The organism is Dapis brunnea BLCC-M229 (assembly GCF_050015995.1).
Classification (GTDB): domain Bacteria; phylum Cyanobacteriota; class Cyanobacteriia; order Cyanobacteriales; family Microcoleaceae; genus Trichodesmium.
In genome coordinates, this window is sequence record NZ_JBNHEP010000095.1 from 39,749 (window position 1) to 60,396 (window position 20,648).

Sequence of the window (20,648 nt, forward strand, 5' to 3'; positions counted from 1 at the left end):
GCTCCCGGAGCTGGAGTCGCCAAATTTTTCCTTTTATTGCCTAGAGAGAAATAGTTGTTTCATTTCCTGGAGCTCCCGGAGTTGCCGGATGAAAATTTTTCTTTCTATTACTATTGAACAAGAGTTGTTTCATTTCCTGAAGCTCCCGGAGCTGGAGTCGCCAAATTTTTCCTTTTATTGCCTAGAGAGAAATAGTCGTTTCATTTCCTGGAGCTCCCGGAGCTGGAGTCGCCAAATTTTCCTTCTATTACTATTGAACAATAGTCGTTTCATTTGCTCAAGCTCCCCGAGCTGGAGGATGAAAATTTTCCTTTTATTGCCTGGAGAGGAATAATCATTTCATTTTGTGAAGCTCCTAAAAAATCGCGCATCGAAGGATTTTCTCTTGCATCTTCACAACAATTGTGATATCGTAAAGTTAGCTGGAGTCGTTCGCCTATGCACATGATTTTTTATTCAACTAAAAAAACTTATCAGCGATCGCGAATATTAATGTCAAAGATAAATAGGTTCTATAAAGCAATAGTAGTTTCATTTGCTGAAGCTCTCGGAGCTGGATGATGAAAATTTTCTCAACTATCAACTCCCCTCACTCGCTCCCAAACCTTATCCAATAAATCTGAAGCATTCGCATCAAACCATTCAATTTCTCGATACGCACGAAACCAAGTCCGTTGTCGCTTCGCAAACTGACGAGTATGTAAAACTGTTGCCTCGATCGCTTCAGTCAAACTAATATCTCCTGCCAAATATTGTTTCATCTCTGCATAACCCAAAGTATCTAACAACGGCAACTCCGCACCATATTTTTCACACAAAAATTTTACTTCCTCCACTAACCCAACTTCCACCATTTTCTCAGTCCGATGACGAATACGATCGCCCAAAACCTCCACATCACAATCTAACCCTATTTGCAAAATTGGATAATCTGGAGGGTTTTCTCCCTGCTGTTGAGAAATGGGTTTCCCACTCACATAAAATACTTCCAATGCTCGTAAAGTTCGCACCACATCATTAGGGTGAATTTTCTCAGCAGCAACTCCATCAACCTGCTGCAACATTTTGTAACATTGATTTTGTCCTAAATCTGCTAGTTGCGATCGCAGCTTTTCATTAGGCCCAACTCTGGGAATCTTCAAACCCTTAACTATTGCCTTTATGTATAACCCCGTACCTCCCACTAATAAACTTGGTGGAGCAAAATCAGTTTGAGCAGTAGGAGAATTAACAATCAAACGTTGTGCCTGTTCCTGATATTCTGCTAGTGTCAGAGTTTCTGTGGGTTCACAAATATCTATTAAATAGTGAGGTACTAATTCTCGTTCTTTTCTAGTTGGTTTTGCGGTTCCAATGTTAAAATCTTTATAGACTTGACGGGAATCTGCACTGAGAATTACTGAACCTAATCTCTGGGCTAAATCTAAAGCTAATCCAGACTTACCCGTAGCTGTTGGCCCGCAAATAGTAATTAAATTCAAAATTCAAAATTCAAAATTCAAGGAAATTACTTAATTAAATTATTATATCAGTAATTACGCACCCAATAAAATTCAAAATTCAAAATTTAAAACTTGCAGAAATTCTGATACTTCTCAAATTCAGTCAGAGCAAGAACTTAACCCCTGACTCCTGACTCAGAAAAAGTCACAAAGTTAAAAGTTAAAATTAGCAGAAATTCTCATGCCTCTCAAATTTAGCTACAGCAAGAATTTAACTGACAATTCCGACTACTGACTACTGGCTACTGACTACTGACTACTGATTCATCTCTGCATCCCCTAAATAAATTTCTTCTCAAAATACTCTATAGTCGCTTTTAAGGCTTTTATGTTATAATTTAGGAGAAAAATTTCATTTATTGATGAAAGTTAGTATTACAGCCATTATAGGGAGAGATATTGCTATGGCCAGCAACAATTACGGCGCTGAACAAATACAAGTTCTGGAAGGTCTCGAAGCAGTGCGGAAGCGACCGGGAATGTACATCGGGACTACGGGGCCTCGTGGACTCCATCATCTAATCTATGAAGTGGTTGATAACTCAATCGATGAGGCGCTTGCTGGTTATTGCACCCACATCGAGGTTGACCTGAATGAAGATGGATCTGTCAAAGTCACAGACGATGGCCGGGGTATTCCGGTAGATACTCATTCTAAAACAGGTAAGTCTGCTTTGGAAACAGTTATGACTGTTCTCCACGCCGGAGGTAAATTTGGTGGAGGCGGATATAAAGTTTCTGGGGGATTACACGGTGTGGGGGTTTCCGTAGTCAATGCCTTGTCCGAGTGGGTAGAGGTAACAGTCTGGCGGGATAAAAAGATACATATCCAAGGTTACGAGCGTGGCAAACCTACTGGGGACTTAAAATCTAAAACTAATAAAGAAAAGCGCACAGGTACATCAGTACAGTTTCTGCCAGATGAGGAAATTTTTACTACAGGTATCGAATTTGACTACAATACCATAGTTGGTCGTCTGCGAGAGCTAGCATATTTGAATGCAGGTGTCAAGATTACAATCACAGATCGCCGCTTGGAGTTACTCAAAAGTGATGAACCGCGAGTAGACTCTTATTGTTATGAGGGTGGTATTAAGGAATATGTCACCTACATGAACCGGGAAAAACAGCCTTTGCATGAAGAGGTGATTTTTGTGCAGGGGGAAAAAAATGATGTGCAAGTGGAAGTAGCTTTGCAATGGTGTGTGGATGCTTTTAGTGATAATGTTCTCGGTTTTGCCAATAATATTCGGACTGTTGATGGCGGTACTCATTTGGAGGGGTTGAAAACTGTTTTAACCAGAACAATGAATGGTATTGCCCGGAAGCGCAATAAACTTAAAGAGAGTGAGGCAAATTTAGGTGGTGAAAATGTTCGGGAAGGTTTAACGGCAGTTATTTCTGTAAAGGTTCCAGAACCAGAATTTGAAGGTCAAACTAAAACTAAGTTAGGCAATACTGAAGTAAGGGGTATTGTTGATTCTTTAGTGGGAGAAGTTTTAACTGAATATTTAGATTTTAATCCTCAAATTGCTGATGCAGTTTTGGAGAAAGCTATTCAAGCATTTAAAGCAGCAGAAGCAGCTCGTAGAGCAAGGGATTTAGTGAGGAGAAAATCAGTTTTAGAATCTTCTCCATTACCAGGAAAACTAGCCGATTGCAGTACGAAAAACCCGGAAGAATCCGAGTTATACCTCGTCGAAGGGGACAGTGCTGGGGGCTGTAACGATGGCCATCAACAAGTTATTTTAGCTGATGGACGTAGACTTAGCTTTATAGAAATAGTAGCTGAACAAGCTGAGGGTAAAGAACATTTTTGTTACACAATTAATGAGAAGGGATATGTGGCAATTGAACGGATAATTAATGCAAGAATGACTAAGAAAAATGCCACAGTTATTAAGATAACTTTGGATAATGATGAGACTATAATTTGTACTCCAGATCATCCTTTTATGCTCAAAGATGGTAGTTATAAACCAGCAGCTTTATTAACACCAAATGATGCTTTGATGCCTCTGTATAGAAAGTTATCTCAAAAGACAAAAAGTGGCCAGGGATTAGATGGTTATGAAATGGTTTGGAATCCTCAAAAAGAGAATTGGATTTATACTCATTTGTTGGCGGATTTTTATAATTTGAACGCAGGGGTATATAATTCAGCAGATGGCAACCATCGTCATCATGTTGATTTTAATAAACTGAATAATAATCCTACTAATATTCAGCGACTTCCAGCAGAAGAACACTTGGCATTGCACAGGGCACATCTTGAATTCACTTTGCATCGTCCTGATGTTAAAGAAAAAAGTCGTCAAGCTCATACAACTGATGAATTTCGGGCAAAGATGAAGGAACGAATGCAGGAACCTGAGACGCAAAAGATTTTATCGGAACAAGCGAAAGCGCAGTGGGAGGTTGATGAGTATAAAGCTTTTATGACTCAGAAATGGCGCGAGTTTTATGATAGCAATGAAGAGTATCGCGAACAAAATCGCGAACAGTTAATGAAAGCACAGCAGGAATATTGGAGTAAAGCTGCTAACTGTCAAGCTCAAGCAGATCGAGTACGGGATTATTTTGCGAATAACCCAGAAGCACGGGAGGCAGCTTCTGAAGTAGCAAAAGAGCAATGGCAAGATGAAGAATTGTTGGAGTGGCGACGGCAAAAAACTAAGGAACAGTGGACTACTGAATTTCGTGCGAAGCGTCGGGAAGCACTGGATAAAACGTACTATCGCAAGACTCTTGAAGCTTTGCACAAGGTTTACCAAAGTTCTCGTTTCATAGATTTGGATTTGTATGATATTTATCGTCGTCGCGAGAAGGATAAGTCGATGTTGAAGTTTGAGACTTTCTGCGATCGCTATTTTGAAGGAGATGAATTTTTAGCACGGGATGCTATTCGTAACTATAATCATCGGATTGTTTCTATTGAACCGTTAGAAGAGCGGCGAGATGTTTATGATATCGAAGTTCCCAATACTCATAATTTCGCTTTAGCGAGTGGAGTTTTTGTTCATAATAGTGCTAAACAAGGTCGCGATCGCCGTTTCCAAGCTATATTGCCCTTGCGTGGTAAAATTATCAACATTGAGAAAACGGATGATGCCAAAATCTACAAAAATAATGAGATTCAATCAATGATTACGGCTTTGGGTTTGGGTATCAAAGGGGATGAGTTTGATGCTTCTCAACTGCGGTATCATAAGATAATTATTATGACTGACGCTGATGTTGATGGCGCTCATATTCGCACGTTATTGTTAACCTTTTTCTACCGATACCAGCGAGCGTTAGTAGACCAGGGTTATATCTATATTGCTTGCCCCCCATTGTATAAAGTCGAACGGGGTCGGAATCATTACTATTGTTATAGCGATCGCGAACTCAGTCAATTGATTCAAAATGAGTTTCCTGGTAATGCAAACTATACTATCCAACGGTTTAAGGGTTTGGGTGAAATGATGCCACAGCAGTTGTGGGATACAACGATGAACCCTGATACTCGGACATTGAAACGGGTAGAAATTGAAGATGCTGCGGAGGCGGATCGGATATTTACCGTGTTGATGGGCGATCGGGTGGCGCCGAGGCGTGAATTTATTGAGACTTACGGACCAAAATTGAAGATTACTGACTTGGATATTTAATGTGGTAGGGTGCGTTATGCTTGGCTTTTATTATTGCGGAGTACAACGCACCATTGATAAGGTAGTTTGTGACAACTCAACTAAAATTTCCCAAAACACAACTTATCTGATTTGGAAATTATCCTCTGTTATTGTAGGAGCACCTTCCAGGAGAGCAAACTGATTTATATTACCATTAGCGTTGTAAAATAGCTCTCCTGATGCTTGATTATATATGATGAAAGCATCAGAATTATTGACTGCATCATCGCTGTCAACTATTTCAAAGTCATTATCATCACTAAAACCTATTCCACTATCACTGTTAAGAGCAGCAAAAGTTGTCTTATCCAGTAATATTAGGTCTCCTTGGTTTCCATCTTCGTTTGGTCTCAAGTCTGACTGGAAGTCTGTAATATTATCCACACCAATATCGTCTGAGTTGAATGCCACATTAGTATTGAAGATAAAGCGGTCAATACTTGCACCACCTTCCAAAGTATCGTTGCCACGACCACCATTAAGGCGATCACGACCTTGACCTCCTCTGAGAATATCGTTACCATCCCCACCTAAAAGGATATCAAAACCAAGGCGACCTTCTAAAACATCATCACCATCTTTACCAAACAGCGTGTCATTACCCAAAACACCAATAATTTGGTCATTTTCATCTGTACCTACAAGGCGATCGTCGCCTCGAGTACCCATACTTGCCACACTCAAGCTTACAGAATCAAAAGTTACTGACCTACCTTCACTTTCGTTAAGATTTACAAAACGGATACCCAAATTTTCTCCCAAGGCAGCATCATTTACAGTAGACCGATAGGTAACAGTTGCAGTCTGAAACTCTCCTTCTGAAATAGATAGAGAGTTATCATCTACTGCCAAAACTTCATCTCCTGCCAAAAGTTGGACTTGATAACCCGGAAAACCAGCTAAATCAAACTCCGCTTGTAATGTTTGTAGAGTAAAGGCTTGAGGATTTCCTACTTCTACCTGCAAGGTGTATCTTTTACCACTTTCCAGCACTGTATTAAGAGGCTGAAATATTCCTACTCGACCTTCACCTGGTAGCAAACCACTGTCGGCAAACGCGATATTGTTTCCTTCTAGCACGCCAACATCAGGATGAGGTGTATTACCTGCTCCTGTTGCTGGATTAAACACACCCACAAGTGGAGCATCGAATGCTGGAAGTTCTGCGTCTGCAAAACTCTCAACTAGACCATCTGGATCGTATATTTGCCAATCGGGAATCGGTGGAGTAATATTTAAACCCAGCCTATTTAGTTGGTCGGTAAATTGATCGTCTTCAAGTTCTGGCGTTTCAAACCCTGGATTCAATAATTCTTCTTCCATAACTTTTCTTGTTTACTCTAAATTTTGGCTTTAAGCATTATACTTTAGTAAGTTAACTTAGAGTTAAAATATTTTTGGTATAAATAAATAGTATAAAAACATTATACCCAATCACTTATACTAGAAATAATTATTTATTCTAGGAAGTTGTAGCAAATCTTTGAGTGTGGGTTGTAGGGTGTGGAGTGTAGAGAAAAAATAGCCAATATATTACTCATATTACATGACTAAAACCAATAATTGATACTAATTACTTGGTATTGCTTAATATTTAATGAATCTGAGCCTCAGAAGCATTGCGCTCATCCTGCTATACCTGAAGTTCTTTATCTAGTATGGGATTTACTGATAGAACCCTACCGCGATCGCAAGGAATTCAGCGATCGAGACATTGTTGAGGCTTTTTACAATAGACATAGGCGTGAAAAAGATATGGACTTTTTGCACATAGTAGGCAACAGGGAAGAGATTTTTAGGAAAAAAGTACGAAAAATGATTTTGTGAGTTACTTTTACAACTCTAGCTTAGAGCGGTTTTCATTTTGGTAGACTACAGTAGGGGTGTTTCATGTTGCGCAGCAAAATGGCCATTTACCCCTACAGGCTTTTGGTTATGATGATGTTGTTCATCAATCTGAAAAGCGGTTAAATAAAGGGCAAGTTTATTTTCTGGAGATGTCTAATCCTATTCTTCTTCATCTTCAACTTTTATGGTGGAAAGCTCTGTGGGAGATGTGGCAACTATACGGAGATTTACATCAACTATTATTTGATTTTTATCAACCTTGAAATTAGCTTTCTTGATTAAAATTTTCGCTGACAAATAATCATCTGACTCTGGCTCTAGAGATGATTCGCTTTTATATCCAGAAGTTTCTAACCATTCACAAATATTTCTCCAATTATCAACTTTTCCATTATTTGGTTCCACAAGAATTTTCACATATCTGTAGAGAGTATTACAGAGATCTACACCCACACCTTTAGCACTTTTACCTAATATATCCGCAATTTCATCAGGACTATATTCACAAAGTAAACCTCGTAAATGTAACTTTTCCGTAGGTGTAAGATGTTTACCTTTAGCAGAAGCAAGGTCTTTGTAAAGGGTCTCTAAATCCCAATGTAAAGCTGCTTCCGAGAAGGTTTCTTTTTTAGCCATTAGTAGAGTGTCCTTATTTGAAAGCTTTGCTAGTAAAATTCTAGCATTATTACTAACTTTTATTAGTTTACAATCAAAAATATGTTGAGTTAGGATTGAAAAAGTTAGTTAGTAACAAAAAAATTAAGTTGCTTTCTGTCAAATAATTATTCTGAGATGACCATAAATATCCGAAAATTATTTACATATTTTAGGTGTAAAATCAGAGGATTTTTAGGATAGTGTCTGTGGTAAAAATAGCTCTATTAAAGCCTTGTTAAAAATGGATAAAATGAGTAGCTAAAATTTTAATTTTTAATGATTACTAACTTAAAAATTTATAGAGAATACAAGTATATTTAATTTCTTAAAAAGCGATCGCTTTTAATCTCCCTAGCAGTAGTAGACTGTTTCATCTTAAATGTTGCAATAGATGTAGGTTGGTTTGAGGGAGTGCGATTGGTTTGGCTTAACGAACTCCTATGTAAGTTAGGCCACTCCCAAAACTAGGGATAACTAAGCGTATCCATGCAGGTTGAATTCCTGCTGTGCGGGATGCGCAGTGACTTCCATTGCTCAGGTTTCCAAGGTAACAACTTGGTCTGGAGGTGCATGGGCTTAAAGCCTTCAATAATTAATAATTAATAATTAATAATTACCTCTTCTTAAAAACGGATAGGATTGGTTAAAAGGAATTTTTTGGTTTTTTTCTCCTTGCTCATGAGAGGCTTTAAACCTTAATTTTTCGGTAAAAATAGAAGGTTTTACCTGGTTATCTTAGGCCTTGGGAGTTGCATAAGGTTAACGCACAGTCAATAAGCGTATTACCGCTCGTCACCCAAAATTGGTGAAATTAAACCTGGTACACCAAACTCTCACCTAATCATTATCTGCGTGTTCAAATTCATAAACATAAAATAGTCTGCTCAACTGTTGCAATTTATATCCGCCGAAAGTAAATAAAGCTGCGCCCCCTAAAGCAAACCAAAATCCTAGTGGGGGAACTGCTAAACCTGAAACAGATGTTGCTGTTTGAGTTATTGCTGCTGTAGCTGCCTGAATAGCGATCGCCCGTGCATCAATAATTATCCCTAAACACAGACACAACCCTGCCACAACATAAGTCAAAATCTTTAAGCGATTAAGATTTTTCAGTGCATTCTGACAAACCAGACAATGTTTTGTGTGAGTCTCCCACACATCAAAAAGTTTACGTTTGTCATATTCTGCTGGTGGCATTTCAGGATTACATTCTTTCGCCCAAGGTATCCCACCTCCGGCATATTTCTCTAACCATTTGCGGAATGTAATCACCATTTTATCTTGAGGGTTAGGAGTGTAGACTGCATCTAAGTATTTTCCTTCCTGTCTATTTGCCAGAATTTTCTCTTGGTAATGGAGAAACACTAAGTCTTGATGTGCAAACCGATTTGATAGTATATGATTTAACCATTCAGGCATGGGAAAAGCTAAGAAACCTACACCTGGTGGTCGTTTCCCTCGTTCATCTTTTACTAACACCTGACATCCGATAAAACTAGACCAACCGGGGCGAGTAGGGACTGCATACAACACCAGAATCAATTTTCCGCCATTGTCAAATTCATAGATAACTCTACCATGACAGGCCGGTTGAAACTCAATGGTATGTTTGACTATGGTATGTTTGACTATGGGATAATTTGCTGGCGTGATTTCAAATGAGAAACCTTCTTGGGCCGAAATCTTTCTCAGTGGAATCATGTCGTGGTATTTGGCATCTATGTACCTGCTACCGATAATTCCGTGGTGGGAAACGGGAACATGAGCCGGATCTGACAAATTTTCCATTGAAAAATCCCAACCATAGGGATACTCACGCATATACCAACACAGTTTCACAACTCTGTCTGATGGGTTCTCTAATTCAGGAACAACCCTCGGTTCCCGTAACTGACTTTCTGCTTGAGCTTGTGAACCTGACTCTGGCCACACCCAAAGTAAACCTTGACGTTCCTGGGTGGGATACACAACTGCACAAGATTTACTGTCAGCACAATTTTTGGCTTCAGTTTCTTTATCTTTAGATTGAGGAATGCTGACACACTTTCCCTCAGAGTTAAAACGCCAAGCGTGGTATGGACACATTAGAGTGCCATCTGACTCTACCCTACCTTCGGAAAGAGGAACGAGTCGGTGGGGACAAACGTCTTCAAAACAACACCATTTTCCGTTACCATCCCGCCACATAACTAGATTTTTGCCTAGTAACTGGAATGAGTGGGGACGAGAGGGGTCAGTGTGGTCTATGACTGCCACTGGATACCATTGTTTTGTCCACTGGAATGTTTCTCTTTCTGTTGTTTCTTGGATGTCTTGTTTAAGAATTTTCTCTGTTACCACAGTTACCCCTTATTTAAGTCAAAATTCAAAAATCAAAAGTTAAAAGTAAGAAAATTCCATAAATTAATTTACTTGCTCTCAACTGTGTTGATTGGTCAGATAAATTTACATTTATTTAAGATAACCTAATTATCAAAAAAATTCAGCTAAGTAGTGCAGGAATCTTGACCACCAGTGGTTTGAGCATCCTCTCTGGTACACTTTATATAATAAAAGTTACTACTCAGTTATTAGTCATTAATTTTTAATACTATATTTATTACCAAAGTAATTATTATATATCTAGAAAAAACGGTTAACAGTTAGAGACTGTTTGTAAAATAAGTATTAAGAGAACATGCGAGTGACTAAAATCTAAAAGCGGTAATACTTCAAGAGATTGAAATTTGGTAGGTAGAGAAGTATTCAGTACATATATTCCTAGATTTTTAAGCGACAAATATTTGTCTTGATTTCTTCCTCCTTATTCCCTATTCCCTATTCCCTATTCCCTGTTCCCTGTTCCCTGTTCCCTGTTCCCTGTTCCCTATCTCCTTTTTATATTTCCTTTACAAACAATCTCTTAGAATTAAAATTAGAGCAAATTTTAAGGATAATTATTAAATACATATAAGGAGAAAAATTACAATATGGGAGGAAATAAATTTCGATTTAAACAGTTTACTATCCTGCAAGATAGATGTGCTATGAAAGTCGGTACTGATGGTACTTTATTAGGAGCATGGGTAGATGTTTCTGGAGCAGAAAAAATTTTAGATATTGGTACGGGTACTGGTTTAATTGCTTTAATGTTGGCACAGCGTTCCTGTCAGCCGTGTGGAACACTATCGCTTGCTAATATTGATGCTGTGGAAATTGACACAGACTCATCTATTCAAGCTAGGGAGAATGTGGAGCGATCACCTTGGTCAAACAGAGTTAAAATTGCCAACTATTCAATTCAAAAATATAAAGATATTTGCCAAAAACGTTATGATTTAATAGTATCAAATCCACCTTTCTTTGAAAATGCTTTAAAGGCTGCTAATCAGGCAAGAACAGTTGCTAGACATACGGACTTTCTTTCACAAGCTGATTTATTGCAGGCAGCAGTTAAACTTTTGTCTGAAACAGGTATATTGGCTGTAATTTATCCAGTAGAACAAGCTGAAAATTTTCAAGAAAAGGCTGAATATTTTGGATTATTTTGTCAGAGAAAATTGTATGTTAAACCTATGCCAGAAATTCCCACAAAACGAATTTTGATGGAACTAAGTAAAAACAAATTACCATTACAAGAAAATACTCTAACTATTGAAGCAAAACAATATATATACACACCAGAATTTATTACTTTAATCAAAGATTTTTACTTGAAATATTAACTTGATAAAATTCACCTGTTTCCTGATTTAAGATAAGTTGATTTTTAGAAAAACAACTATATTTATTTTTTATAGACTAAAAAATGAATATTAAAACTTCAATGTTAAAATTAATAATGCCAAACTTATTCATAAAATTGTGAGGTTGTGTAATGTTGACTCTTTATCACGCTCCTGTATCTCCTAACTCCCGTCGCGTCTGGGTGACACTATTAGAAAAAGGACTTGAGTTTGAACTGGTAGAAGTCAAACTCAGTGGTGAGCAATTTAAACCTGATTTTTTGGCAATTAACCCTTTTCACCACATTCCTGTTTTGGTAGATGATGGTTTTAATGTAGTCGAATCTTTGGCAATTCTTGACTATTTAGAAGCAAAATATCCTACTCCTACTATGTTGCCTAAAGAGGTAAAAGACCTAGCAATTGTGAGGATGGTACAAATGGTAAGTGTTAATGAATTTTTGCCCGCTATTAATCCACTGGTGCCACGAATTTTAGATTTACCTGGAGAAGACCCAGAAAAAGTTGAGAAAGCACAACAAAAAATTTCTACAGTGCTGAAGTTTTTTGAGAATTTATTGGAAGATCGGCCTTATTTTGGGAGTGATAATATCACTTTAGCTGATATTGTTTCTGGAACAATAATTCCCATATTTTTGAGAGGTGGTATTTCCATAGCTGAGTATCCTAAAATAAGTGCTTGGTATGAGCGTTTGATGGCACGTCCAGCATGGCAAGCCTCTGAGGCAACAGAGGCAACATTTGCCGAATTTAGGTCTAATATGTTAGCGCGAATGCAACAACAATAAAATTACTTTCCCCTCTTTCATTCCTACTAAGGAAGGGGGGAATAATGGTGTAAAGCGATCGCTTCTATGATTACCCACCCCCTCGCCATAACTCTACTCTATCCCCAGCGAGTGGAATGGAGTAAGTAAACCACCCTATATCCAAAAACACACCTTTATATCGGCATTGCTGAATTAAGGGATGAATATTAAGTGGGGGTGGGACAGGCATCCTGCCTGTTCCTGCCTGTCCGAAAATATCAGGAACGGGCAAGATGCCCATTCCACAAAACTATTAAAATCCCAAGCGCATTTATGCAACGCCCAAATCCGCTTAGTTCGCTATAAAAATTTTTCATCTTCACCCAAAGTGTCAATCTTTCTAAATTCTCTTTCCTCCTGACTCCTGACTCCTAGATTAACTATCTAATTATACTGATGCTACCAGATTTGATATTATTCATCCTAGAAATCAATTTGAAGCCGTCCTCCCAGAATAAAAGTATCATCCTTGGCACTGAGACCAGGATTGAAAATATATTGCGCATTGGTTGCCAATTGAATAGCTGGCGTGATGGCAAAATTATAGTAAAGTTCTAGCCCATTCTCTGATGCACCGTCTACAGCTACAGGCGAGGGGGTATTAGTTGAAAGTTGTGAGCCTCGGATAAAATCTTTTAATGCACCACTGACACCAACATAGTACCAACCAAAACCAAATTGATCGTAATTCGCACAAACAGCAGCAACAAGTTAAAAGAAAAGTCGAAGCTATGGAGCGATTTGTACTCATCAACGCTATTGCCCTAGCTGTTTTACAACTACTTAGTTTAGAAATGCCCATGACTATCTGGAAGGACTTCCCTCGTTGGTTTCGTACTCTACCTTCTAATGGTTATCTGAGTGAACAGATAGTTCTACTGACACTCTCCGAACAGAGGAAGCATTTTTTAGCAAAAACTAGGTCAGGTCTACTTTTGACAAAATTCTTAAGTATTCGATCACCATTCACGAGACGGTCGAATCTGGAGCACTTTGTCACATGAAACCAATTGTATTTTGAATCAAAAAACTTTTTACTGTCGAATTCTTTAGACATAATTGTTAATTTAATTCTTTACTAACTACTTCTTCTGCTAATCCAAAAGATAATGTCATTCCTGCTCCACTTAACGCATTAATGATAGTAACACCCGGTTTAAGATTAATCATTAATTCTGTTTTTTGGGGTAGTTTTGCATAAACACCATGCCAAGTTTCTGTAATGTTTAAAGCGGGAACTTGAGCAAAGGTTTGTAAGTAATCTAAGATATATTGATTGAGTTGATTTTTATCAAATGGATCGGGATTTAAACCATATTCATGGGAGTCACCAATAATTAATTCTCCCAACCCATTTTGAGATATCATAACATGAATTCCCCAGTCAGGAAAATAAGGAGTTTCTCTGTTAATTCTATCTTTTAAAGTAGGTAAAGAAGAACAGTGAGCAAAAGAATTATAATGGGTTAATGTTAAGCCTCCACATAAAGCTGCACCTAATTTCCATTGATTAGGTTGGGGGCAGCTTCGCATCATTTGTAATTTAACTTTAGTAATTTCTGTTTCGGCAAAAATTGCCGGATATAATGTTTCAAAATCTGCTCCACTACAAACTAAAATTTTATCGCCTTGCCAAACTTTTCCTCCCGCAACTAATTTTGGATAAGAAATCTCAGTAACGACTGTATTAAATTGAAAAGATACTTGATAGTATTCGGAGAGGAATTGAGGGAGTTTTCCTATTGCTTCTCTGGGATCGACAATAACTTCTGTTGCACTCCATAATGCTCCTAATAATCCATTTTCATTAACTCCGTTACTCTTCTCTTTGACTCGCTCTGCTGTCAATAATTCAATGTCATACTCACCATTCTTTCTTGTCGCAACAAATTCTTCGATCACAGCTAATTCATCTTGACGATAAGCCAAGTGTAATGAACCATCTTGAGAGGCATAAAAATTAGCTTTTTGAGAAACTTCTAACCAAATTTATCTAGATTTTAAGGCACGATTATATAAATTACCTTCTGGTTGACCAATAGGCCAAACCATACCAAAATTACGAATTGATGCTCCAACAGCTTGTAAGTTACGCTCAAAAACCACAACCTTTAGACCTCTTTTAGCATAAGCTAAAGCATGGGCTAATCCAACAATTCCTCCTCCAACGATTAAAACATCTGCTTGATTATCTTGTGTCATTTTTCTCCTAGTTAATTAATAATTTCGGTAGTAGTGATACTATTAAAAAAATTAAGTGGGCAAGCAAATACTATTCCTCTAAAACGATTGAATTAGATACATATATTTTCTGTTGCCTGTTGCCTGCCTCGACTAATAAATCATCTATTCTTGATTATAAAGCGTCATTTCAGTTATCAGTTAGTCTCCTATCGGAGGAACTGCGTCATAAGGGAGCATCAAGATGAAAACCAATCAATATTAAGGTCTACTGGGCTGCTACTTTTGACCAGTTTTGGGTTGCCATTTGTACGGGGTCCCAAGGGCTACTAAGAGGTGGAGTATAGCTCAAGTCAAAATCACTAAACTGTTCGACTGTCATCCCATGAAAAATTGCTGTAGCAAAAATATCAACTCGCTTGGCAACCTCTCCCTGATAATGACCAATAATCTGCGCTCCCAGAAGTTGTTTTGTCTTCACATCTCCTGTGACTCGAATTCGGATGGGATGCGCCCCAGGATAATAAACTTTATGATCCCAACCTTCAAACTCAACACTCAAGGGTTCATACCCCGCTTGCTTTGCTTCAGCCTCTCGTAGTCCAGTTCGAGAAATCGCCAAGTCAAACACTTTCACCACCTGAGTCCCTAAAGTCCCTTGAAATTCTCGATTACCACCGACGGCATTTTCTCCGGCAATCCGTCCCTGTTTGTGAGAGGTCGTTCCTAAAGGTAAATAGACTGGGGTTTGCAGTAGTTTATGCCAAGTTTCGACACAATCTCCTGCTGCGTAGATATTGGGTATGTTGGTTTCCATGCGGTTATTTACCTCAATAGCTCTAGATTTACCCAGTTTTACTCCTGCAGTCTGAGTCAATTCTGTAGAGGGAATCGCACCCGCAGCAACTAATACCAAATCTCCTTCGGTTGAAAAGTTGGGTGAACCCGTAATTTGCAGTTTGTCGCCGGATTGCTGAATTTTCTCAACAGTAATCCCAGTTTCAACCCGAATACCATGATTTTTGAGTTCATCAGCTACTCGTTCACCGAAACTGCTGTGAACTGTGTTCAAAACAGTGGGGAAATATTCAATTAGGGTGACTTGAAGTCCACGCAAACATAAAGCATCCGCCATTTCTAATCCAATGTAACCTCCACCGACAATGATGGCAGATTGAACATTGTGGTCGATGATATATTGATTGACCTTGAAGCTATCTCCCATCCATCGCAGACAAAAAACGCCTGGTGTATCCATTCCTTCTATGTGAGGACGGCGAGAAATTGCTCCGGTTCCGAGGATCAGTTTATCATAGGAAACAGTTACTTCTTGACCATCGGGAGCAATCGCTGTAACCACTTGTTGAGCAGGAGCAATCGTTTTTGCCCAATGACTGCTCATCAAATGAATACCTTCTCGTGTAATATCATCTTTGGTACGATGGGCAAGATTCTGCCATTCAGGAACTTCACCACTCAGATAGAAGGGCAATCCACAAATACTAAAGTTCGGAAATTCGTCTGCAAGCATAACGGTAATGTGAGTGTCGGGAGCAAGTTCTCGAATCCGTAAAGCTGCGCTAATCCCAGCATCACTACCGCCAATAATGAGAATATTAGACATTGGACTTACACCTTTATCTTAGTTGATTAATAATTTGTTTTAAGTTTAACAATGAATCCAATAAACCGTCATTTTCAAATTTTTCTAATTGTTCTCTAGTATGAGTTCCATTAGTGACGGCTAAAGAGAGTATACAATTAGCATTTTTACCAGAGGCTAAATCTGATGGTGTATCCCCAATACAGATAACCTTTTTTGCATCAAAAATCCCTAAACGATACATGGCTTTTTGAATCATAAAAGGCGCCGGACGACCTTCATTATTATAAATTTCCGAAGGAGTAATAGACGCTTGAATAATAGAATCATTGGAGCCAATATATTGCTCATTTAATCCTTTATCCCATCCTAAGCGATTCAGAATAATATTAGTTACTTCTCGATAAAATCCTGTATTTAAAGCAATTTTAATTTCCTGAGATTTTAGCCATGAAAATATTTCTAAACAACCATCAGTCGGAACAACTGGTTCAGTTCGATAGTAGTCTTCTAACACTGCTTTAAATTTAGTAAAACTGGTTTCAACTTTAATAGCATAATCGGGATGATTTTCACCAATTTGCTGCTGCCATAATGTCTCAAAAACTAATCTTTTTGACCATCCCATCATCGGATTACAAGTTTCTTTATTGGCATTTAATCCAGTTGCGTTTGCTGCTTCCAAAAAACAAGCTAAAACTTCATCATTATCTTTGACTGTTGTACCTGCAATATCAAAAATAACTAATTGTATTGTATCCATTGATAATTTCCTCCTTTCTTCTATAGCTCTGATTTCACTTGGGTTTGGAGACCAAACCCCTACAGTTTTTTTCACAAATCATTTCATATTGCTATATTACAGTTTACTCATCTAGATAGTTTTATTACTATAAAAAATAATTATAAAAAGTCTCTTAATAGTACTTCTAGAAGACAGCCAAATTCTCTGGGAAAATCAACAGAAACTCTTGCATGAACAGCTCCCTGTTTATCAAAAAATTGGTGTTGTCCTTCGAGCGCAAAAACTCCCTCATGCCAAATATTGGCGTGTATATATAATCCCTGGTTTCCACTAAACCAAAAGCAAACAAAATCATTAGGAGCGATCTCATCACCGGGCATGGCTAAAGGTACTAAAAAAGGTTTTTCTATTTTTGGAAAAAAGAGTTGCCCACCGTCAGGATGATAATTAGCGTGCCAAAGTAATAGTGTTTCAGGAACTTGTGAATGGTTTTCCTGAGCAAGAGAAGGTTCTGCTGCATATCCCAAAATATAGTGACCACCAACCGCAGCGTTTCTACCATAAAGAATGTCGCCTTTCCACTCACTAATGAAGATACCTTCTGTGGTTCCTCCTTCATTGCCACTGTCGATGTCAACGGGTCGTCTTCCTTGGGCTGGCCAATGAGTGATTTCGATTTCAACATCAGCAGGATCTCTAACAAGCATTCCGTAACCTTTTAAAGATTCAGGGGTCGCTTCTATAATGGGAATTATTATGCGTTTTAAATTAGGTGGAATGTTTGGATTTAAGTAATCTGGCGGGGCTTGCATAATAGATAAAATATTTGGGATGTTTGTTTTGTTTCTACAACTTTCTTCGATGCTAATATAACAATTATTAATTTTTTTGAGAGAGTTTATTTTTGAATTTTTAACAATTCTAAAGAAAATATTTATTTTAGATAAAACTATTTAATTTTAACCTTTTTTTAACCAAAACATAGAATATGTTTAACCTTGTTGCTTAATGATACTAAAATGGAATATTATAATCAGCGATAGAACTCTGTTCCACTACGCGATCAAAAACTTTCTCTGTTTTAGCCTTTTCTTACCTCCTGATTCCTGCCTCCTGATTCCTGCTTCCAAAGTGTAAGTATTCAACCGGACATGATATAATGCCTTCCTTTTTCTACTTTAATATTTCAAAAGCGATCGCCAAAAGTAAAATGAAAAGAAAAATTTATAAAAATTTAACAAGTATATTTTATGAAACCAATTCCTCTAATTCGTGCAACTCAATTAGAACCTTATCTAACTTTTCTTGGACAAATTGGAGCCAACAGTGAGAAATTTCTAGAACAATCTAAAATTAGGGTTGATATCTTAACTACTCCTGAGCAATTATTACCAGAATATCAAGTTTGGGATTTTATTGAGAGAGCAGGAAAAGCCAATGGTTCAGCTATTGAATTTGGTTTGCATACAGGATTACAGGGAAATTTTGATTTTATATTAGGGTTGATGTACCCTAGTTTGACAGCTTATGATGCTCTCAACCGTCTTTGTTTATTGACAAGATTACATAGTTCTCAAGCTAGTTTCTGGTTATCTCAAAAGGGTTCTGAAATCTGGTTTTGTCGTCAAGGGATTCCAGAAATTGCTATTGGACAACAGGCGGTAGAAGCTTATACTTTAATGTTAATGGTTAATTTAGTTCGCTACACAACAAGTTTAAAGCATTGGCAACCGTCAAAGATTTGTTTACAAATGAAACCAAATTCTACAATTGAACAATTTAAACCTTTGCAAAATACAAGAATTAAATATCAGGAACAATTTACAGCGATCGCCATTGATATCACTCTTTTAAGTCTGACTCAAGCACCAACTGATTCACCCTATCTTTTTTCCCTGATAAATATATCTACTCCAGCAACAGATTTTGTTGGTTCTCTCAGACAAGTTATTCAATCTTCATCAATAAAAAAGTACCCTACTCTTAGTGAAGTTGCTAAAATTACAGGAATTAGTTCTCGAACTTTACAAAGACGATTAAGAGAAGTAGGAGTGAGTTACAATGAAGTAATTAATCAAATACAGTTTGAACGAGCAAAAACTCTCCTTAAAGATTCCCATCTTAATCTTAGAGAAATTTCGGAACAATTAGGATATTCAACACAAGCGCATTTTAGCCGTGCATTTAAACGTTGGACAGGTATAACGCCTCAATCGTTTCGTCAGCTTTCTCCTGAAAAATAACTTGAGACTTGATAGTATTTTCGGTTTAATCGGACATAATATAACAATTTTAATAACTATGTTTAACAAAAATATTGACTATATTTCCCCAGATTATTTATATAAATACGACACCCCTATCAACCGGGAAGCAATATTAAAAACCCGTCAAGAAAGACAAACAAAATTATTTGAACCTTCTACTCAAAAATATTACGAAGCAGTACAAACAATAGCAGATATTCAAAGCGACTTTTTCGACTTTTCCAATGCAGTCATCAAAGTTGGTCATCCTGACGAACTCTCCTCAGAGCAACAACAAAGGTTTTACCACTCCTTGCAAACATTTTGCCCTTGGAAAAAAGGTCCTTTTGAACTATTCGGCGTAACTATCGACGCAGAATGGCGTTCCGACTGGAAATGGCAGCGAATTTTGCCACTTATGAGTTCTCTGAAAAATCGCAAAGTTGCTGACATTGGTTGCCATAACGGTTATTTTATGTTTCGCATGGCAGCTCAACAACCAGAATTAGTCATCGGTTTTGAACCCTACACCAAACATTTTTGGAATTTTCAACTTATCCAAAATATTGTCAAACAAAAAATGCTGGCATTTGAACTTTTAGGAGTCGAACACATTCACTACTACCCCCAATTTTTTGACACCATTTTTTGCCTAGGTATTCTCTATCATCATACTGATCCCATTGGTTTATTACGCAAAATGCGAGAAGCGTTAGCACCCAAAGGTGAAATTATTATTGACTGTCAAGGTATTCCTGGAGATTTACCAGTGGCACTCACTCCCCAAAAACGTTACGCTCAAGCGCGAGGTATTTGGTTTCTTCCTACCCAGTTTTGCTTGGAAAATTGGATAGGGAGAGCGGGGTTTAGCGATATCAATTGTTTTTTTGCCGAACCTTTATCTGTTCAAGAGCAACGACGCACTACTTGGGCAAATATTGATAGTTTATCAGAATTTCTTGATCCTGACGATCCGTCATTGACAGTTGAAGGTTATCCTGCTCCTTGGCGTTATTATGCGATCGCACGGAAGTAGTGGAGTGATGGGAGTGGGGGGAGTTTGGGAAGTTTGGGAAGATCGAATCTTGTCTGCTTATGCAAGTTGGTCTAAATTCTGAATTAGGTGTAGAAAGTAGTCAATTCTTCAATTTGATCGAGTGCGGGCATCTTGCCCGCGACTAATTTATCTGACTGAGATGAAATCCCCTAAGAATTTAAATTCTGACTTCTGAGTTTATACAGTTTGAGATGAAATTCCCTAGAAATTTAACTTCTGAATTCTAAATTCTGAATTCAACATTACTCTGGTAAAATCTCAGTAACAGTCTCGTAAAAATTAGTCTGTGGTGGTTTGGCAAATAAATGAGACATTTCTGCCAATGCTGCTTTATAAGCATCAGTTTGATTAGCATCCATATCTTCAACTCCTTCCCAAAAAATTACAGCAATACCTTTATCTGTTCCTGGCAATTGTAATAAATATGCCCCTTTAAAACCTTCATTATAAGTAGCAACTGCCTTTTCATAAAGTTCTTTTGCTTCTTGAAACTTTCCTGGTTTAAATTCTCCCAGGGCAACATAAGCATATTTATGCTTCAAAAAATCCATAAAATCTGACATTTTTTTCTCCTTTTCTACAAGTTTTAAATTGTTGGCTG

14 protein-coding genes and 2 pseudogenes are annotated in these 20,648 nt (G+C 37.8%); 6 read left to right on the plus strand and 10 right to left on the minus strand.

Annotation, left to right across the window (positions count from 1 at the left end; all coding sequences use genetic code 11):
* Positions 1-572 precede the first annotated feature (572 nt).
* Entirely contained in the window at positions 573-1,481 is a 909-nt protein-coding gene (gene miaA / locus ACP6PM_RS11250; protein ID WP_426584620.1) for a tRNA (adenosine(37)-N6)-dimethylallyltransferase MiaA, read from the minus strand.
* A 425-nt stretch (positions 1,482-1,906) separates the two neighbouring features.
* On the opposite strand from miaA, the gene gyrB reads away from it, so the two are divergent.
* Positions 1,907-5,155 carry a DNA topoisomerase (ATP-hydrolyzing) subunit B gene (gene gyrB, locus ACP6PM_RS11255; protein WP_426584622.1) on the plus strand — a complete coding sequence of 1,083 codons (3,249 nt, stop codon included), beginning with the start codon at positions 1,907-1,909 and terminating at the stop codon, positions 5,153-5,155.
* A gap of 102 nt (positions 5,156-5,257) precedes the next feature.
* Here the strand turns inward: gyrB and ACP6PM_RS11260 are convergent, their stop codons facing one another.
* Positions 5,258-6,499 carry a calcium-binding protein gene (locus ACP6PM_RS11260; protein ID WP_426584624.1) on the minus strand — a complete coding sequence of 414 codons (1,242 nt, stop codon included), beginning with the start codon at positions 6,497-6,499 and terminating at the stop codon, positions 5,258-5,260.
* A gap of 240 nt (positions 6,500-6,739) precedes the next feature.
* Here ACP6PM_RS11260 and ACP6PM_RS11265 point away from each other — a divergent pair, with 240 nt between their 5' ends.
* Positions 6,740-7,003 carry a hypothetical protein gene (locus ACP6PM_RS11265; protein ID WP_426584626.1) on the plus strand — a complete coding sequence of 88 codons (264 nt, stop codon included), beginning with the start codon at positions 6,740-6,742 and terminating at the stop codon, positions 7,001-7,003.
* A gap of 180 nt (positions 7,004-7,183) precedes the next feature.
* Here the strand turns inward: ACP6PM_RS11265 and ACP6PM_RS11270 are convergent, their stop codons facing one another.
* On the minus strand, positions 7,184-7,660 hold the full coding sequence (locus ACP6PM_RS11270; protein WP_426584628.1) for a helix-turn-helix domain-containing protein: 477 nt from the start codon (positions 7,658-7,660) through the stop codon (positions 7,184-7,186).
* Between the two features lie 858 nt (positions 7,661-8,518).
* A complete protein-coding gene (locus ACP6PM_RS11275) occupies positions 8,519-10,021 on the minus strand; it encodes an aromatic ring-hydroxylating dioxygenase subunit alpha (protein ID WP_426584630.1) in 1,503 nt (500 codons plus the stop codon).
* Between the two features lie 629 nt (positions 10,022-10,650).
* Between ACP6PM_RS11275 and ACP6PM_RS11280 the strand changes: the two genes are divergently transcribed.
* Together ACP6PM_RS11280 and ACP6PM_RS11285 are read left to right on the plus strand one after the other, a co-directional pair.
* Positions 10,651-11,385, plus strand: a complete 735-nt coding sequence (locus ACP6PM_RS11280; protein WP_426584632.1) for a tRNA1(Val) (adenine(37)-N6)-methyltransferase — start codon at positions 10,651-10,653, stop codon at positions 11,383-11,385.
* Positions 11,386-11,537: 152 nt separating this feature from the next.
* Positions 11,538-12,194, plus strand: a complete 657-nt coding sequence (locus tag ACP6PM_RS11285) for a glutathione S-transferase family protein (protein ID WP_426584633.1) — start codon at positions 11,538-11,540, stop codon at positions 12,192-12,194.
* A 444-nt stretch (positions 12,195-12,638) separates the two neighbouring features.
* On the opposite strand, the pseudogene ACP6PM_RS11290 reads toward ACP6PM_RS11285, so the two are convergent.
* The 5 genes and pseudogenes from ACP6PM_RS11290 to ACP6PM_RS11310 form a co-directional block, all read right to left on the minus strand.
* Positions 12,639-12,887, minus strand: a pseudogene (locus ACP6PM_RS11290) (carbohydrate porin); the annotation flags it as partial.
* A 390-nt stretch (positions 12,888-13,277) separates the two neighbouring features.
* Positions 13,278-14,417: pseudogene (locus ACP6PM_RS11295) on the minus strand (TIGR03364 family FAD-dependent oxidoreductase).
* A 247-nt stretch (positions 14,418-14,664) separates the two neighbouring features.
* Complete coding sequence (locus ACP6PM_RS11300; RefSeq protein ID WP_426584635.1) at positions 14,665-16,020, minus strand: FAD-dependent oxidoreductase; 1,356 nt, start codon at positions 16,018-16,020, stop codon at positions 14,665-14,667.
* Between the two features lie 13 nt (positions 16,021-16,033).
* The gene (locus tag ACP6PM_RS11305; RefSeq protein WP_426584637.1) at positions 16,034-16,762 is read right to left on the minus strand and encodes an HAD hydrolase-like protein; all 729 of its coding nucleotides are present in this window, start codon (positions 16,760-16,762) and stop codon (positions 16,034-16,036) included.
* Positions 16,763-16,902: 140 nt separating this feature from the next.
* On the minus strand, positions 16,903-17,451 hold the full coding sequence (locus ACP6PM_RS11310) for an ureidoglycolate lyase (protein ID WP_426584639.1): 549 nt from the start codon (positions 17,449-17,451) through the stop codon (positions 16,903-16,905).
* Between the two features lie 543 nt (positions 17,452-17,994).
* Between ACP6PM_RS11310 and ACP6PM_RS11315 the strand changes: the two genes are divergently transcribed.
* Together ACP6PM_RS11315 and cmoB are read left to right on the plus strand one after the other, a co-directional pair.
* Positions 17,995-18,987, plus strand: coding sequence for a helix-turn-helix domain-containing protein (locus ACP6PM_RS11315; RefSeq protein ID WP_426584641.1), 993 nt, complete (start codon positions 17,995-17,997; stop codon positions 18,985-18,987).
* A gap of 58 nt (positions 18,988-19,045) precedes the next feature.
* On the plus strand, positions 19,046-20,026 hold the full coding sequence (gene cmoB, locus ACP6PM_RS11320; protein ID WP_426584643.1) for a tRNA 5-methoxyuridine(34)/uridine 5-oxyacetic acid(34) synthase CmoB: 981 nt from the start codon (positions 19,046-19,048) through the stop codon (positions 20,024-20,026).
* Positions 20,027-20,289: 263 nt separating this feature from the next.
* Here cmoB and ACP6PM_RS11325 read toward each other — a convergent pair whose 3' ends face one another.
* Entirely contained in the window at positions 20,290-20,610 is a 321-nt protein-coding gene (locus tag ACP6PM_RS11325; RefSeq protein WP_426584670.1) for an antibiotic biosynthesis monooxygenase, read from the minus strand.
* Between the last annotated feature and the right edge of the window lie 38 nt (positions 20,611-20,648).

Bases quoted from the DNA above. Each gene is read 5' to 3' on its own strand.
- ACP6PM_RS11325 (WP_426584670.1), bottom strand. From the start codon at position 20,610: ATGTCAGATTTTATGGATTTTTTGAAGCATAAATATGCTTATGTTGCC.
- ACP6PM_RS11315 (WP_426584641.1), top strand. From the start codon at position 17,995: ATGAAACCAATTCCTCTAATTCGTGCAACTCAATTAGAACCTTATCTA.
- cmoB (WP_426584643.1), top strand. From the start codon at position 19,046: ATGTTTAACAAAAATATTGACTATATTTCCCCAGATTATTTATATAAA.
- ACP6PM_RS11310 (WP_426584639.1), bottom strand. From the start codon at position 17,451: ATGCTTGTTAGAGATCCTGCTGATGTTGAAATCGAAATCACTCATTGG.
- ACP6PM_RS11305 (WP_426584637.1), bottom strand. From the start codon at position 16,762: ATGGATACAATACAATTAGTTATTTTTGATATTGCAGGTACAACAGTC.
- ACP6PM_RS11270 (WP_426584628.1), bottom strand. From the start codon at position 7,660: ATGGCTAAAAAAGAAACCTTCTCGGAAGCAGCTTTACATTGGGATTTA.
- ACP6PM_RS11280 (WP_426584632.1), top strand. From the start codon at position 10,651: ATGGGAGGAAATAAATTTCGATTTAAACAGTTTACTATCCTGCAAGAT.
- gyrB (WP_426584622.1), top strand. From the start codon at position 1,907: ATGGCCAGCAACAATTACGGCGCTGAACAAATACAAGTTCTGGAAGGT.
- ACP6PM_RS11260 (WP_426584624.1), bottom strand. From the start codon at position 6,499: ATGGAAGAAGAATTATTGAATCCAGGGTTTGAAACGCCAGAACTTGAA.
- ACP6PM_RS11285 (WP_426584633.1), top strand. From the start codon at position 11,538: ATGTTGACTCTTTATCACGCTCCTGTATCTCCTAACTCCCGTCGCGTC.
- ACP6PM_RS11300 (WP_426584635.1), bottom strand. From the start codon at position 16,020: ATGTCTAATATTCTCATTATTGGCGGTAGTGATGCTGGGATTAGCGCA.